Source organism: Catenibacterium faecis, assembly GCF_014306455.1.
GTDB lineage: Bacteria > Bacillota_I > Bacilli_A > Erysipelotrichales > Coprobacillaceae > Catenibacterium > Catenibacterium mitsuoka_A.
This window is the reverse complement of sequence record NZ_JACRWG010000021.1, coordinates 1-16,519: the sequence shown is the minus strand read 5'-3', so window position 1 is coordinate 16,519 and position 16,519 is coordinate 1. Positions and strand designations below refer to the sequence as shown.

The following is a 16,519-nucleotide window of genomic DNA, read 5'->3' as shown; positions in this document are numbered from 1 at the left end:
GTTATTTAAGTGTTACATATTTGAATACGTATGGAGTACTTACTGTATTATGAACTAATCCCTTAACGTTCTTAGCCTGTAATGCAGCTGTACCAGTTTGAACAACTGGTATATTTGGCATATCGTCCATCATTACTTTTTCAGCTTCAAGCAATTCATTCCAACGTTTATTTACGTCAGTTTCATTCTGAGCCTGTTTTAATAATGAGTTGTACTGCGCATTTTCCCATTTACCATAGTTGTTTGAGTTACTGCTTGCAAGAACGTTTAAGAAAGTAGTTGGATCAGCATAGTCTGGAGCCCAACGAGTGCAGGCAATCTGGAAGTTACCACTTGCTTCTCTGTTATAGATTCTGTCTTTCTTAACAGTAGCTACCATGTTAACTTTTAAGCCCTTTAACTTAGTAAATGAACCCTGTAAGTATTCTGCGAAAGTATCCATTGGAGATTCATCAGTACCATATAATAAATCAACTGTGATTGTATCAGTACCTAATTCTTTCTTAGCAGCATCTAAGTATTCCTGTGCTTTCTTTACATCATAGTCTACATATTTACCAGATTCTTCACGGAAATCCTTACCTGAAGGACTCTTACATAACTGAGCTGGTACAAAACCAGTAGCTGGCTGTGAACCATCTTTTAAGATGTTATCACATAAATCTTTTCTATTGATTGCATAAGATAATGCATGTCTTAAGTTTTTGTTTGCAGTAGTATCTGCCTTGAAGTTACAGATTAAGTAAGCAAGATATCCTTCTCTGATAGCCTTGAAAGTATCTTTACCTTTATACTTATCTACTAATGTAGAGTTGATTGTTGCATAGTCAACTTTACCATTATCGAAATTCTGAGCAGCAGTCTTAGGATCCTGTACTAAGTACATTTCTATATTCTTAGTCTTAACAGACTTTGCATCATAGTACTTATCATTCTTAGTGAATGTAGCCTTGTTACCCTTGATCCACTTAGTCATCTTATAAGCACCATTACCTAAAATATATTCAGGCTTAGTTGCATAGTTCTTACCACATTTTTCAACGAACTTCTGGTTCTGTGGGAAATAACATGGGAATGACATTAAACCTACAAAATATGGAACATTCTTTTCAAGATCAACGACAACAGTCTTGTCATCAGTTGCTTTAATACCAAGTGTGTTTAACTGTTCATCAGTTGCAGTAGTACCTAAATCAATTAAAGAATCAGCATTCTTAATTGAAGCACCTTCGCTACCTAACATATAAGCGTAGTTACCTGCATTCTTGATGATTCTGTGCCATGAGTATACGAAGTCCTGCGCAGTAACATCATCACCATTAGCCCATTTAGCATCTCTTAAATGGAAAGTATAAGTTAATCCATTGTTGCTTACATCCCAGCTCTTAGCGATACCAGGGATTGTGTTGCCCTTCACATCAACAGTTGTTAAACCGTCTGTGATAGCAGTGATTGCATTGAAAGACATTGCATCATCAACGACTGTGCTATCCATACCAACGATATCTGTATCATTTGCAAATCTGAATGTATCAGTATCTGTCTTAGAACCACAGCCAGCAAGCATACTTGCAGCAGTAGTTAATGCAAGCAATACCTTTACTGTTTCACCTGTTTTCATTAATTTTCCCTCCAAAATTTATTATTAATGTTAACAGATGTGTAGTTTACGCTTTACATCAGATGTAGTCAATCATTTTATACTTTTTCTTTGTAAATATATTAAAATTTCATTACATTTTAGTGATATCGGAAATATTGTAAATGTTTAATCAAAACGCAAAAAAAAGGAGACAGCATTTCTGCTATCTCCCAGGCCACTCTGTTTTGACACAAAGTAGAGGTTATTTTAATTTAACATATTTGAAAGTATATGGAGTTCCTACTGGTACCTGTACTAATCCGCTAACGTTCTTAGCCTTTAATGCTGCAGAACCTTTTTCGAATACAGGGACATAAGCTAAGTCATCCATGATGACTTTTTCAGCCTGGATCATTAAATCCCAACGCTTAGTTAAATCTGATTCTTTCTGGATCTGTTCCATTAATGCATCATACTTAGCACTAGTATATTTACCATAGTTGTTTGAGTTATCAGTTGTAGCTAAGTTTAAGTAAGTTGTTGGATCTGCGTAGTCTGGTCCCCAACGAGTACATACTACCTGGAAATTACCATTTGCTTCTCTGTTGTAGATTCTGTCTTTCTTAACAGTTGCAACCATGTTTACCTTTAAGCCTTTTAACTTAGAGAATGAACCCTGTAAGTATTCAGCCATAGTATCCATTGGTGATTCATCAGTACCATATAATAAATCAATAGTGATTGTATCAGTACCTAATTCTTTCTTAGCTGCATCTAAATATTCCTGAGCTTTCTTCTGATCATAGCTTACATATTTATCTGCATCATCACGGAAGTCTTTACCAGCTGGGCTAGTAGATAACTGTGATGGAACAAAACCAGTTGCAGCCTTAGAACCATCTTTTAATACGTTTTCACATAAATCTTTTCTGTTAATTGCATAAGCTAAAGCTTCTCTTACGTTCTTGTTAGCAACAGTGTTGTTCTTGAAGTTTAACTGTAAGTAGAATAAGTAACCTTCATTGAAAGTAGTGAATGTATCTTTATCTTTATACTTATCTACTAATGTAGAGTTGATTGTTGCATAGTCAACTTTGCCATTGTCAAAGTTCTGTGCAGCAGTCTTAGGATCCTGTACTAAGTACATTTCAAGATTCTTAGTTGCTACTGTTTTAGCATCATAGTACTTATCGTTCTTAGTGAATGTAGCTTTGTTACCCTTAACCCACTTAGTCATCTTATAAGCACCATTAGATAATGTGTATTCTGGCTTAGTACCATAGTTCTTACCACATTTTTCAACGAACTTTTCGTTCTGTGGGAAGTAGCATGGGAATGCCATTAAGTCTGTGAAATATGGAACTTTGTTTTCAAGTTCTACTACTAAAGTCTTATCATCTTTAGCTGTAACACCAAGAGTAGCCATCTGTTCATCAGTTGCGTTAGCACCTAATTCCATAAGTGCATCTGCATTCTTAACTGAAGCACCTCCGTTACCTAACATATAAGCATAGTTACCAGCATCTTTGATGATCTTACGCCAAGAATAAACGAAGTCATTTGCAGTAACCTTATCACCATTTGACCACTTTGCATCTCTTAAGTGGAATGTATAAGTCTTACCATCATCACTTACATCCCAGCTCTTAGCAATTGCAGGTGCAGTCTTACCTTTTTCATTAACGGCTGTTAAACCATCTGTAATAGCATGAATTGCGTTGAATGACATACCATCATCAACTACTGTAGAATCCATACCCTGGATATCTAATTCACTTGCAAATCTGAATGTATCAGTATCTGTCTTAGAACCACAGCCAGCTAACATTCCTGCAGCAGTTGCAGCGGTAAGCAATACTTTTACTGTTTTACCTGTTTTCATATATTCTCCTCCTGTAGTATTTTGTTTTCTACTATGGTGATAAGTTTAGTCTAAAAATTGTATACTGTCAACATAATTTCACACATTTTTTTGTATTTTAGTGACAATTCTTGTTTTTATTACTGTATTTACTAAATTCTAAACAAGTGTGTCTATTTTTTAGTAACTTTTTATCACTTTGATAATAGATTGTACTAGATTCTGTACAATATTTTAAATTGTAAAGGACGTCTGTACAAAAAATGAACAATACAATCCTGTATTGTTCATTTTTTGTGTTTTCTATTTTTTCAGCTTATTTTGATAGTCCTGCAGGGCATCTGTGGCATAGGATCTTGCATTAGATTCATTGATCTGATTGTAGTATTTTGCCTTATTTGTGACCTTTGTAGAGAATTCTTTCTTATAAGTGGCAATGACACGATAGTCAAACAACTTATTATAATCACTGCTCATTGTGTCATAAGACTCTACAAGGGCATATTCATAAGCATGATATGAACTATGAAGCAATGCCTCTAGTAGAGTTGTAGAAGAAGCATGATCTAATTGACTGATATCAAAAGTAATCTCTTTTGATTTATTATTATACTGACAATAGGCATGTGTTAAGTGACTTCCAGCCCCTACTTTGATTCTTGCAGATATACCGAGATAGTCTCTTTCGTTATTACATACAGTTTGTAATGAATTGAGCTTCTCTTTACGTGTGAGTTTAGACCAGTTATGTAAGCTTTCAAGTGATTTTTCATCATATTTTCTCATATAGACATCTGTATTATTTGTAATCTTTGTAGATGATTGAATGATAGAAGAACCAAATAAAGTAAAACTTAATACAATGACAAGTGATAAAAGAGAAGCTAAACCAATCACAAGCTGTGATTTTTCTAATAATGAGTTATAATTTCTTCTTTTTACTTTATAGAAGTAAAATCCTACATAAACTAGATCAAGACCAATAAGTAATACCCATACTATTCCTAGGGGTATAGGAAGAAGTAACATATAGGCAAGAGTTGTATAGATACCAAAAGGTATGAATACGTTTGTCGCAATGCTTAAGTAGTTTCTTCTTTCATCCTTTTCAAAGTAGATGAGTCCAAAGCTAAGTACTGTGAGCAGGAATAATACAAGCTTAGATTGTATTAATGAACAGCCTGGGATGACTTTGAATATAAATAAACAGAATATAATAAGAGTGACACAATATGCAATGACTGCCCTAATAATGAAATCTTTAAGTGTAAATGTATTATGTTGTTTCATAACTTCCCCCCTCCTAATATTAATTATATCGTAAATACAAGTGAAAAAGAAGGCCAAAAGAAAAAGCCAGAGAACTGGCTTAGTCATTCGTGAGTTTTTTCTTTTTTACAACTAAATAGGCAATCACAATGGATGCAGAAGTCACTGCCCAGCTGATTGGGTAGACAACTAACACTGACTGGAATGTATGAATTCTTGCGAAGGCAATAAAGATCCAGGCAAGTCTTAATGCACATGTGAAGATGATACAGAGTACTGTAGAGATCATTGGATTTCCTAGTCCTCTGAGTGCACCTGACATGATTTCTATAGTCATATTGAGTACTTCAAATGTGACTACAATAGAAATACGGATACAGGCTATTTTCACAATGGCAGGATCTGATGTAAAGATTCCTGCTAGGACTGGTGAGAATGATACGAAGAGTGCACTGATAGCACCTGTAAAAAGTGCACCAAGTAACATACACCATCTAATAGACTGGATACATCTTTTATAGTTCTTTGCGCCATAGTTTTGTGATGTAAAGGTAATAGCTGCCTGAGCAAATCCTGTAACTAAGAAATAAGAATACATTTCAAAGTTCAAGGCAACAGTAGATGCTGCAACAATATCAGCACCTAAGCTATTAATAGCTGATTGAATAATAATATTAGAAATATTGAACAACATTCCTTGTATTGCAGCAGGAATACCTATAATAAGTATTTCTTTTGTATAGACCCATTCCATCTTCATATTGTCTAATCTAACCTGCAAAGCGCCTTCTTCTTTATACAGAATTCTAAAGAGTAATAAAGAACTAGTTGCATCAGCAATCGTAGTAGCTAAGGCTACACCAGCGACATCTAACTTAAACACAATAACAAATACTAAGTTCAATACAACATTAATAGTACCTGAAATAATTAAACAATAGAGTGGTCTTTTGGTATCTCCACCTGCTCTTAGTATGGCCGATTCAAAGTTATAGATAGTTAAGAAGAACATCCCTATGAAACATACTCTTAAATACAGTACAGCAAGAGGTAGTACTTCTTTTGGTGTGGACATAAGTTCTAGTAGTGGACGGGCAATGATTTCTCCAATAATAGAAACAATAAAACCAGTGATAATAGATAATACAAGTGCTGTATGTATGGCCTGATTAGCTCTATCTTCTCTTTGTGCTCCTAAAAAACGTGAAATAATCACATTTGCCCCTACTGAGAAACCTACGAATATAGTGATAAATAGATTAGTAATTGGTGCAGTACTCCCTACTGCCGCTAGTGAATGACTTCCTGAAAACTGTCCCACAGTCGCTACATCACAGGAGTTAAATAACTGCTGAATAATACTTGTAGCTGCTAAAGGTAATGCGAATGCAAGGATCTTATCCCATAATGATCCTTCTAATGGATTAATTCTTTTAGCCATAATTTCCCCCTTCTTGCCTATTCTATCTTTAAAGCACGCTTTAAGGTCAATACTTTTCCTACTAGAATACTATACTTATTTATTTTTTATGATGCATTATTTCACAATCAGAAATTATTTTCCTATATAATTAATATGAAAGGAGGTTTCAGTATGAAGAAACTATTTACATTATTATTATCGTGTATGGTAGTGTTTGGTTTAAGTGCATGTACCAATAATAATAAGGATACAGGACAGAGTAATTCTACTACACAAACCGATACACCAACACAAACAGAAGAATCTATTGATGAAGCATTCTATAAGGATTTTAAAACAGCATTAGAAGAAAGATGGAAAATAGAAGAAAATGATGCAGAACTCACTACAGAACTCTATACTCATTATGTAGATACTGAACTTAAATATCTAAGCAAGTATGAACATAAAGAAGATTCATTTAATAATCATGAAATTGGTGATGCTGCTGAAGATTATGTAGAAGCCTTAGTTGAAGGTAAACAAATGGCTTACCTCATCGATAAAGATTATACTAAATGGCACCAGGAGTATGAGGATGAAGTATTCGAAGAAAGTACTGAAGCTGTTTATAAGTTAAATACTATAAAGAAGGTTACTTTTGAAAATGAAGAGAACCAGAAGAAGTTTGATCGTCTTGTGAAATATGGTGAAGAATATAGTAAGAGGGATGACTAATGGATAATATTGTCGTATTGAATGATAATGATGGAAATGAATTAGAGTTTGAATATCTTGATTTAATTGAACATAATGAAGAAACATATGTTGTATTATTACCAGCAGATGAAGAAACAGATGAGGTAGTGATCTTGAGATGTGAAGAATCAGAGGATGACTCTGATGAAGAAAACTATCGTTCAGTAGATGATGAAGCACTACTTAATGAACTGTTTGAAATCTTTAAAGAAAAGAATGCAGATAACTTTGATTTCGATTAAGAATGAGGGGCGCCTAATGGTGCCCCTTTATTGTGCTTCTAATTTTAATAACGCTTTTTTTCTTTCTATACCACCTGTATAACCTGTTAAGCTTCCATTACTGCCTAATACTCTATGACAAGGCACTATGATACTTATTCTATTATGTCCTACTGCACCGCCCACTGCCTGTGCAGAGAATCTTTTAACACCTCTTTTTTGTGCTAATATATTCGCAATTTCTCCATAAGTCATTGTATGGCCATAAGGAATCTCACATAGAATCTCCCATACTTCTTTTTGGAAGTCTGTACCTATGAAGTGAAGAGGAAAATCAATAGGTGGCTGTTCTTTCTTAAAATAGAGATCAAGCCATCTTTGTACTTTTAGAATTAGTTCTGTGTCTTTTTCTTCATAAGGTTCTATTAATCCTGATGCATAATACTTCTGATTTTCAAACCATAAACCATATACACCTATTTCATCTGTCGCAATAAGTATATCTCCTAATGGTGATTGATAGTGTCCAATATGAGTCATAAGAAGTCCTCCATCATCTTCTTAGCAAGCTTATAAGCACCATATTCTGGTGTATGAATAGGTGGATCTGTTGTTTCATTTAAAACAGGTAGAATATATTGAGAAGCCTGTTCAAATACGCCTCCTATATAAGAAATACGAGGTGTTGAGTTATATTGTTTTAAGAGTGTTTGTATGAGTGAACGAATTTCTAAGGCTGCCTGTCTATATATTTCTATTGCATAAGGATCTCCCTGATTGGCAGCTAAGCCATTGATATAAGCATAGGATGCAATAGATGTACGATTCAGGCTATTCATAAATGTGATGATATCATAATCAATATCTAGATGACATTCTTCCATAATTAGATCATAAAGAACTGTTTTTTCTAGTCTACCATCTATTTCTTTACAGAATGTATTGAACATCTTCTTCGCAATCCAATAAGCACTGCCCTCATCCCCTAATTGATAACCCCAGCCTCCACAACGTGTGAGCTTATTATTCTTAAGTGATAAAGCAATACTGCCTGTACCTGCAATAACAACAATACCATCATGACCATCTAGTGCACCTTCTATCGCAATTCTTACATCACTTTCTACTACAAAAGATCTAGGGCCAAATGCTTCTTTACAAATATATTCTATTTTATCTCTTAATTCTTTTTGTTGGCCATATCCTGCTAGTCCCGCACCAATTATTGCAATATGATCAGGATCTAACTGATTAACACCGTTTCTTAATATTTCAATGGCTTGATCTTGTGGCTGAGTGAGAACATGTACTGTAGGAAGAATCAAATTCTTTAAACGTGTTCCGTCCTCATTAAAGAGAACCATCTTTGTCTTTGTGCCACCACCATCTATACCAATATACAACATTTCTGTTACCTCATAGTTTTAGGGATACTTCCATTGTTTTTTAGTAGAGCTTCTTCGCATTCTTTTTCATCTTTACCTGTTAAACCAGATAGAATCGCAATCTTTACATTGTAGTGACATTTAGTTAATAATTTAATTGATTCTTCCTCAGAACAATCTAAAGATTGTGAGACAATGTTGGTGGCTCTTGTTTTAAGTTTTTCATTGGTAGGTTGTAAATCAACCATGAGATTTTTATAGACCTTGCCTCTTTTAATCATGACAGATGTAGAAATCATATTTAAAACAAGCTTTTGGGCAGTACCTGCCTTCATTCTCGTAGAACCAGCAATAACTTCTGGACCTGTAATGACTTCAATTGGATAGTGGGAGTATTTTGATATTTCCCCATTGTGAACACAACAGATAGAAACTGTCTGGCATCCTAGTGTGCGCGCATATTCAAGTCCGCCAATGACATAAGGTGTTCTGCCTGATGCTGCAATACCACATACAACATCTTTGTCTGTTAAGTGAATATTCTTTAAGTCCTCCACAGCAAAATCCAGAGAATCTTCTGCACCTTCTATAGCTGCTGTGAGCGCTTCTTTTCCACCTGCGATTAATCCCTGTACTAGACGAGGATCAACACCATATGTAGGAGGACATTCCGAAGCATCTAATATACCTAATCTACCTGATGTACCTGCACCAATATAGATCAATCGACCACCTTTACACATCTGGTAATAAATACAATCAACCGCAATTGATATTTTTGGTAGAACTTCTTTTACAGCTAAAGCCACCTTCTGATCTTCATTGTTAATAGTAGTAAGAATATCTATAGTAGACATTTCATCTATATGTAATGAGTCAGGATTAGACTGTTCTGTATCTAATTGATTTAAGTTCATTGGTGGTTCCTCCTTTCTATTTCATTATAAGCGTGATGAAATGTTATTTCTATAATAAAAGACTCATAGCGAAATATGAGTCTACTTTTTGAGTATAGAGACATTGTCTTTAGAATCTATGAGATTCTTTTTATGTTCTTCAAAGTTGTTCTTAAATACACCGTAATACAATAAGTCAGTTATCACAAATGAAGAGATACGAGAAGAAACAGCACCTATACGCAAAGCTTTTTCTTCACTCGGTACTTTAAGTGAGTAGGTACTTAGTTTAGAGATTGGATTAGAGTTGATCTGTGTTATAGAAATAAATGGTATTTGTTTTTCATGTAACACTCTAGCAACATCTACTAAACCAGTCGTAGAACCTGAGTAACTGATAATGAGTGCTGCATCATTTTGATCCATGCTTTGGGCGAAGGTCATCTGTACATGTAAATCAGCGTTATAAATCACCTTCTTGCCTATACGCATTAACTTCTGGTAGATATCTAAACCAATGACTGATGAACCACCTACACCAAAGAGATAGATAGTAGAAGCATTGTTGAGTAAGTCTATAGATGCTTCTAGTGTATCAATGTTGATTAACTGATATGTTTTTAAGACTGTGTTCATGTTTAGTCTACAGCCTTTTTCTACTAGTGTACTGATATTATCTTCTGGTTCAAAGATAAGATCTACTTCTTGTTTTTCTTCTTCTTTAGTAGATTGAGCTAGGTTCATCTTTAAATCACTGAAGCCTTTAAAACCTATTTTCTTTGAGAAACGGATAATAGCAGCTGCAGAGGTATTTGTCTTTTCACCTAGTGCTTGAGCAGAATCATGTAGGATGTCATTTTCTAATATGTATTCAGCTATGAGCTTTTCTGTTGCAGTGTAGCTATCATTGTATTCTTTAATTCTTAAATATGCGTTCATGAGATCACCTCCGATTAATACCATTATAACATATAGAAATAGTTGTTTTGTATATAAAAATATCCCCTGGAGAGGGGATTGGAAATCATGAGGTTCCGTACTTGCCATTTTATACTGTCAAAAATTCAGTTTTTATAGAAAACATCATAATTAAGTTGTTCACATCATTTTAATCAGTGATTAAAAAGATTACCAAGATTCAACCTATTTCATTGTCCTTCTTATGATTTTTTGTTTATTATTCTTATCAAATTATATTTTCCCTTCAAGAATTAAATATATCACTTTACCATAGAATATAATTCTTTTTACCTTTATGTTTTTTAACTTTTTTCCTTTATTCTTACCTGATAACATTTTATCCCAATATTCATCTATTTCTTTATTAGTTAAACTGTCATCAAATACCTTTGAATACTTCTGGAATTGATCTTTGATATCGTCATTAGTCACATTATCGGAATTATTTAGAATAGCAACAGCCATTTTATTCCCAAACATGTTTTTACGTTGTATCCATATTCCTAATTTCTCGTTTGATATATCAACTATACTAGGCTCATCTTTTCCTTCAAGTTTTTTCATACTTACCATATCACTAGTAATATCTGGATCATTAATTTCGTTATATTTATTCAAAAAAGAATTAATACTTTTATCTTTTTTATAAATCAACTTTTCTTTTACCTTTTTCTTAACTCCAAAGAAACTATTTTCTAATGTGTGTTCAGTTGTACTTTTTGATTTATTTGTTGTACCGCAACTTACTAATACCAAACAAAGAAGCAGTATGATTACTTTTCTCATATCAACACCCTTTATTCATTTCACATTTAACCCATATCCAATTATTGCACCAACTATACCACCGACAATATGTGTTATATTTGAAATATTGTTTTGAACTGCAATACCTTCATATGCCTGCTGCCCAATATGCAACCAATATAAATGTAATAGGAATTTCTCCTTCTTTAAAATCAATAAATGAAGCAAGCATAATAAAGGCGAATACTACTCCACTCTACTTCTTGTTGTTTTTCTTCTTTAGTAAATTGAGCAAGGGTCATCTTTAGATTACTGAACTCTATAAAACCTATTTTCTTTAAGAAATAAATAATAGCTGCTGCAGAATCATGCAGGATATAGTCAACTATCATCTTTTTTTGTAGCAGTACAGCTATCGTTATATTCTTCTATTCTTAAGTATGCATTCATAGGATTACCACCGATTAACACCATTATAACATATACAAATACTTACTTTGTATAGAAAAAGAAAAGAGCCTTTATGTTTGAATAGTCAAATACAAAGGCTTTTTCAGGAGATTGTCTAGTTATATGTAAATTTAATAATGGCACCTAGTCCTGACAATAGGACAATTGACGGCATATATGATACAAATGTAGTAATCAAGTTTGAAACCGTACTCGCAATCCAAGGTCCAAACATAGGAATGATAAGATGTATTAATAAAAACTGAATGATATGATCCATAAGCTTATATACTAATCAATCCATTGATTGATTACCTTTCTTTAGATTTTTCATTATTCATTGTTTTCCTCGCTTATAATGTATGTCCAGTTATTTTTCCCTTTTATAAGCGATATGACAGTTAAGCTGTGTCTTTCTCGAATAAAACCAGTGATATACCTTAAAAGGAAATTCAGGAGGTAGTCTTAGTGTTTTATTCACTACCGCTTCGAACATTTCCTTTCTGCTTTAGCTTTCTAATCTGTGCAGGCATGATGGCTGTCATATAATGATTTCCAAAATCACTGTAAGTATCAGTATGGATGATTTCTCCGTTTTTAGGATGCATCACAACACCTGTCTTGAGGTTATCGCAGACCAATCTTACTGTAAATTCGCCAAAGCACTCAAACATATGATAATTACAATTGATCCATTCATCTATCTTCATATTCTTTGTAGTTTCTCCATATGAATACTGTGAGAATTGGAATGTGGCTACAAATTGATATACCTTAACCACTTCGCCGGTAGAAGGACAGTATAACATATTGTAGGACCACTCAACTTGAGTTTTAATACCAGCCCTGTGCTGATATGATTGGTGTAGTTAACAATATAGTTGGTACACTTTATGCGATTGAGTGCTGTTCCTTACGAATAATCAACATTGTAAGAAAACGAAACCACATGTGTAAAATCATTTTTAAATTCGATTTTGTTCACTGCTTCTTCCTTATATTTTGATAACTTATTCTTTCTATACAAGATTTTCTTTACCAATCACCTTTTCTATATTTTCTAATAAAGCTTTCTCTACCTTTTGAAAATGTATTACTTTTTCATCATTTTGGTAGTCCAAACATAGAATTTTAATATCAGAATTCTTAGTAGCATCTAACTTCATTCTTTTTGCATACTGAGTTAAGTATACTTGGACCGTACTTTCAACATTACTTAATTCATCGAAAATCATATTTTTCATTTTAATATAGTCATTATATTTAATTTTCAAACATAACAGTTCAAAAGATAAAATTATATTATCTTTTTCGTCATTCATCCCATCCTTTTCTCCTCTTAAAGAAGAATCATTAATAACCCTATGATTCATGTTATACATTAATTTTCTGCTTCCTTCGAAAAATTTCTTATGCCGTTCTCTAAATGCTTCATCATTTCACTTAAATAATCATTGTAGTCCTCTATAATCTTACTAATATATAGCCTCATGTTTTTCGTGATATTTTAATTTAAACTTTGAGACAATACTTTTGTAAACAGTAATAAAAAATCTAGGCAATAATGTTTCATTCATACTTTTTTTCACTTTCTCTCCTCCTTCATTTAATAACATATAGGTAGATATAACACCTTGTTCCTATAAAAATAATTTAAAATACAACAGAAACTTTTGATTTATCTGCACTACGCATTGATATAATCAAGCATGAATGTAAAGTATTTTCACCATTTGATTGATATTATTTATCCTCCTCACTCTATAACCTATTGCCCATATATAATCCCTATTCTTTACATATAATTTTTATTATGCATATTATATTCACAACATTAAGATACACACATTCTTTCATCATCAGACATCCCTTGATTCCTCTAACTCATGATTCTCACTTTGAAAAGAAACGGGTTCGTCTATTTGTTCACCAGTTAATTTATTAGTGGAAGAATAATTAATCATAATTGCCTGTGGTCTTTCACCTACAGGTGTATAGTTTGTTACACCATAGAAGCCATTATTATTTAAATCCGGAGCGTAGGAAACCACTTCTCTTTCTATATGTCTTTGATCTATTTGATTCACATTTTTATTTTGTGGATCAATATTATCAAGGCATGTACTTCCTTGAAGAAAATCTACAATCACATAACCTCCATAATCATTCTCCTGGCAATATTCTCGTACTGTACTCTTCTGTTTATAAGAATTTCTAGACCCTATAATCTCTGCTTCTTCTATATAACCATAGGCTCTCTTCCCTAATGGTGTACTTTCATATGTAAACTTATTCATAAAACACTCCTTACTAAAATATATAAACCAACGAGAATAATAATACATGGCATAAAGGCACTACATATCTGTATCAATACAGGCATACCATCAAGTATCCATGCTCCTAAACCAGGTATGAAATAACAAAGTACTACAAGTAATATTAAGTACTTCATAAGTAATCCCTCCTCATGAAATAAGACTTAAATAATTGAATAGATGACTAAAAAAAGTTTTTGTGTTTGAATATCCAAATACAAATACTCTTTTCAATAGATTATTTATGGATTGAAAAATGTTTAGCTGTGTACAAATTTAATTAGAATAACTAACCCCGACAGTAATACTATAGAAGGCAAGTATGGCACAAATCTAACAATAAAATATGAAACCACACTACCAATCAAAGGTACAAGTATAGAAATAAGAAGACATATCAATATCAATTTAATCAGATATTTCATAGGCTTATACTTACTCAATCAATTGATTGATTTACCTTTCATAAGATTTTGAATTTCTACTATTAATAGTTTAATCATACTGTAATAACATAGAGAAGTATCCTGCCTAAAGTGTTTCTATTAGATCTGTACATTACGAAAGACTTTATGACATGCACTAGGAGGAGCAGACATTATTTGAATATTACTTAAATCAACACATTAGGCAGGTTCTCTATGATTCTAGGTTTATTAGGATTTAAATAAGTCCCCTATCCCTAGATTCAAATTGTTTAATATTTCTAAGATATATTCTATTTATCACCATCCCTTCACCATATAACGTATTAGGAAAAAATAATCCCTCTTTTTGACACTAAATAATAGAAAAATATATTTTTTTGTCTTCTGTTAATGTTTGGTGAAGGATGTGTAGAAGAGTTTGTTTTTAAAGATTAAAATGTTATTAATGAATGTTATTTGGGAGGAATACATATGAATAAGATTTTAATTAATAACCTTTTAAAGCAAGCAGAAGATGCTCTTAAAGCTGGAGATTATATAAAAGAAAAAAAAACGCTTACAAGAAGTTATATACTTTATTTAAGGGTGAACTAGGAAGAAAAAACAAAAATACAACATATGTATTAGAGTTTCTCGCAGATTCTTATCGTCATCTAGGAGTTTACAATAAAGCATTAGAACTATATGAAGAACTATGTATCAGAGGAAAAGAAATTTCAGGAAAAAATCATTCTGACACATTAAGAGTATATAATAAGATGGCAATTTCTTATGGCAAGCTAGGAGATTATAAAAAGGAATTCGAACTACTAAACAAGATTTACAATGAATCAAAAGATCTTTTTGGAGAAAATCATCTTGACACTTTGAAAGCACTTGCTAATTTAGCGACTTCTTACTATGAATTAGGAGATTACAAGAAATCATTAACACTACACAAAACAGTTTATACTGAAATAAAAAATAAACTAGGAGAGAATCATCTTGATACATTGGTGGCCTTACAAAATCTAGGCAATTCTTATGGTATAATGGGCGAATACAATAAAGCACTAGAATTGTCTTATGAAGTGTATATTAAAAGAAAAAATAAACTAGGAGAGAAGCATCCTGATACATTAATGGCACTTGCCAATTTAGCAAGTTGTTATTCTAGTTTGGGAAATTGGAGCAAAGCGTTAGCACTGGAGAATACAGTTTATAATGCAAGAAAAGAAAGTCTGGGGGAAAATCATCTAGATACATTAAAGGCACTTTCCAATTTAGCGGTTACTTATGGTGAAGTTGGTGATTATAATAAGGCTCTAGAACTAGAGAATACAGTTTATAATGCGTCTAAAGAGATTCTAGGAGAGAAGCATCCTGACATATTATCGATTTTATATGACCTAGCAAACTTTTATTCTTATTTGGGAAATTACTACAAGGTACTAGAATTGGATAAAACATCCTATAGTACTAGAAAAGAAATTCTAGGAGAGAAGCATCCAGATACATTAAGATCACTTGTTAATCTAGCAATCTCTTATTCTGATTTAGGAGACTACAACAAGGCGTTTAAACTGACAAATGCAGTTTATAATACGCTTAAAGAAACTCTAGGAGAGAAGCACCCTGACACATTATCTACTTTAAGTAGTCTAGCAAAATGTTACTCTTATTTAGGAGATTATAATAAAGCACTGGAAAAAGAAAATACAGTTTATAATACACGAAAAGAAATTCTAGGAGAGAAGCATCCAGATACACTAAAATCACTTGCCAACCTTGCAAATTCTTATTTACATTTAGAAGATTATAATAAGGGGTTAGAACTACAAAATACAACTTATAACGCAAGAAAAGAAAGTCTTGGAGAAAAACATCCTAATACATTACTTGCATTATCAAACCTACTAATTGCACAGATTCAACAGGATGAAACAGATAATAAATCTATCAAGAAGCACATAACTGCATATTTTGAAAATATTAATAATCTTAAAACGACAGCATTTAGTATAAAAGAAGTCTCTTCTAGACGAAATTTTCTTACAACATTTAATGATGTATATAAATTATTGAAATCATGTATCTTTGAAAGAAATATCAAAGACTTAATAGACTATCTTTTTATCAATAATGAACCGCCCCTGTCAAGTAGACAGGTGAAATAATTAAAAACATGTACCCTTGCCTGCCACGTAGTGGCAGGCAATTTTTTTATGCATAATGTGTCGCCTTATATTTCTGTATCGCCTT

General features: G+C 32.7%; 17 protein-coding genes and 1 pseudogene. 5 read left to right on the top strand and 13 right to left on the bottom strand.

Going from position 1 to position 16,519, the window contains the following annotated elements:
• Window position 1 precedes the first annotated feature (1 nt).
• From H8909_RS06315 to H8909_RS06300, 4 genes are all read right to left on the bottom strand, one after another.
• Entirely contained in the window at window positions 2–1,621 is a 1,620-nt protein-coding gene (locus H8909_RS06315) for a peptide ABC transporter substrate-binding protein (protein WP_187012214.1), read from the bottom strand.
• Window positions 1,622–1,844: 223 nt separating this feature from the next.
• Window positions 1,845–3,464 carry a peptide ABC transporter substrate-binding protein gene (locus tag H8909_RS06310; protein ID WP_187012213.1) on the bottom strand — a complete coding sequence of 540 codons (1,620 nt, stop codon included), beginning with the start codon at window positions 3,462–3,464 and terminating at the stop codon, window positions 1,845–1,847.
• Between the two features lie 282 nt (window positions 3,465–3,746).
• Window positions 3,747–4,733 (bottom strand): hypothetical protein, encoded by a 987-nt coding sequence (locus H8909_RS06305; protein ID WP_187012212.1) that lies wholly within the window; start codon window positions 4,731–4,733, stop codon window positions 3,747–3,749.
• 79 nt (window positions 4,734–4,812) lie between these two features.
• Complete coding sequence (locus H8909_RS06300) at window positions 4,813–6,153, bottom strand: MATE family efflux transporter (protein ID WP_202985915.1); 1,341 nt, start codon at window positions 6,151–6,153, stop codon at window positions 4,813–4,815.
• Between the two features lie 153 nt (window positions 6,154–6,306).
• Between H8909_RS06300 and H8909_RS06295 the strand changes: the two genes are divergently transcribed.
• Together H8909_RS06295 and H8909_RS06290 are read left to right on the top strand one after the other, a co-directional pair.
• Window positions 6,307–6,852, top strand: a complete 546-nt coding sequence (locus tag H8909_RS06295) for a hypothetical protein (protein ID WP_187012211.1) — start codon at window positions 6,307–6,309, stop codon at window positions 6,850–6,852.
• Window positions 6,852–7,115, top strand: a complete 264-nt coding sequence (locus H8909_RS06290) for a DUF1292 domain-containing protein (RefSeq protein ID WP_187012210.1) — start codon at window positions 6,852–6,854, stop codon at window positions 7,113–7,115. The genes H8909_RS06295 and H8909_RS06290 overlap by 1 nt, the downstream gene beginning before the upstream one ends.
• A 27-nt stretch (window positions 7,116–7,142) precedes the next feature.
• On the opposite strand, the gene H8909_RS06285 is transcribed toward H8909_RS06290, so the two are convergent.
• The 9 genes from H8909_RS06285 to H8909_RS06245 form a co-directional block, all read right to left on the bottom strand.
• Window positions 7,143–7,634, bottom strand: a complete 492-nt coding sequence (locus tag H8909_RS06285; protein ID WP_187012209.1) for a methylated-DNA--[protein]-cysteine S-methyltransferase — start codon at window positions 7,632–7,634, stop codon at window positions 7,143–7,145.
• Window positions 7,631–8,500, bottom strand: a complete 870-nt coding sequence (locus H8909_RS06280) for an N-acetylglucosamine kinase (protein ID WP_187012208.1) — start codon at window positions 8,498–8,500, stop codon at window positions 7,631–7,633. The genes H8909_RS06285 and H8909_RS06280 overlap by 4 nt, the downstream gene beginning before the upstream one ends.
• Window positions 8,501–8,505: 5 nt before the next feature.
• Window positions 8,506–9,396 (bottom strand): N-acetylmuramic acid 6-phosphate etherase, encoded by an 891-nt coding sequence (gene murQ, locus H8909_RS06275; protein WP_187012207.1) that lies wholly within the window; start codon window positions 9,394–9,396, stop codon window positions 8,506–8,508.
• A gap of 81 nt (window positions 9,397–9,477) precedes the next feature.
• Window positions 9,478–10,314, bottom strand: coding sequence for a MurR/RpiR family transcriptional regulator (locus H8909_RS06270; RefSeq protein WP_187012206.1), 837 nt, complete (start codon window positions 10,312–10,314; stop codon window positions 9,478–9,480).
• A gap of 252 nt (window positions 10,315–10,566) precedes the next feature.
• On the bottom strand, window positions 10,567–11,121 hold the full coding sequence (locus H8909_RS06265) for a hypothetical protein (protein ID WP_187012205.1): 555 nt from the start codon (window positions 11,119–11,121) through the stop codon (window positions 10,567–10,569).
• An 884-nt stretch (window positions 11,122–12,005) separates the two neighbouring features.
• Complete coding sequence (locus H8909_RS06260; RefSeq protein ID WP_187012204.1) at window positions 12,006–12,341, bottom strand: transposase; 336 nt, start codon at window positions 12,339–12,341, stop codon at window positions 12,006–12,008.
• A 210-nt stretch (window positions 12,342–12,551) separates the two neighbouring features.
• A complete protein-coding gene (locus tag H8909_RS06255; RefSeq protein ID WP_187012203.1) occupies window positions 12,552–12,914 on the bottom strand; it encodes a hypothetical protein in 363 nt (120 codons plus the stop codon).
• A gap of 477 nt (window positions 12,915–13,391) precedes the next feature.
• A complete protein-coding gene (locus H8909_RS06250) occupies window positions 13,392–13,829 on the bottom strand; it encodes a DNA/RNA non-specific endonuclease (RefSeq protein WP_187012202.1) in 438 nt (145 codons plus the stop codon).
• Window positions 13,826–13,987, bottom strand: a complete 162-nt coding sequence (locus H8909_RS06245; RefSeq protein WP_187012201.1) for a hypothetical protein — start codon at window positions 13,985–13,987, stop codon at window positions 13,826–13,828. The genes H8909_RS06250 and H8909_RS06245 overlap by 4 nt, the downstream gene beginning before the upstream one ends.
• Window positions 13,988–14,749: 762 nt before the next feature.
• On the opposite strand from H8909_RS06245, the gene H8909_RS13605 reads away from it, so the two are divergent.
• From H8909_RS13605 to H8909_RS06240, 3 genes and pseudogenes are all read left to right on the top strand, one after another.
• Window positions 14,750–14,872, top strand: a complete 123-nt coding sequence (locus H8909_RS13605; RefSeq protein WP_255465874.1) for a hypothetical protein — start codon at window positions 14,750–14,752, stop codon at window positions 14,870–14,872.
• A gap of 41 nt (window positions 14,873–14,913) precedes the next feature.
• Window positions 14,914–15,090: pseudogene (locus H8909_RS13600) on the top strand (tetratricopeptide repeat protein); the annotation flags it as partial.
• A 54-nt stretch (window positions 15,091–15,144) separates the two neighbouring features.
• Window positions 15,145–16,434, top strand: a complete 1,290-nt coding sequence (locus H8909_RS06240) for a tetratricopeptide repeat protein (protein WP_255465875.1) — start codon at window positions 15,145–15,147, stop codon at window positions 16,432–16,434.
• Window positions 16,435–16,519: the final 85 nt, after the last annotated feature.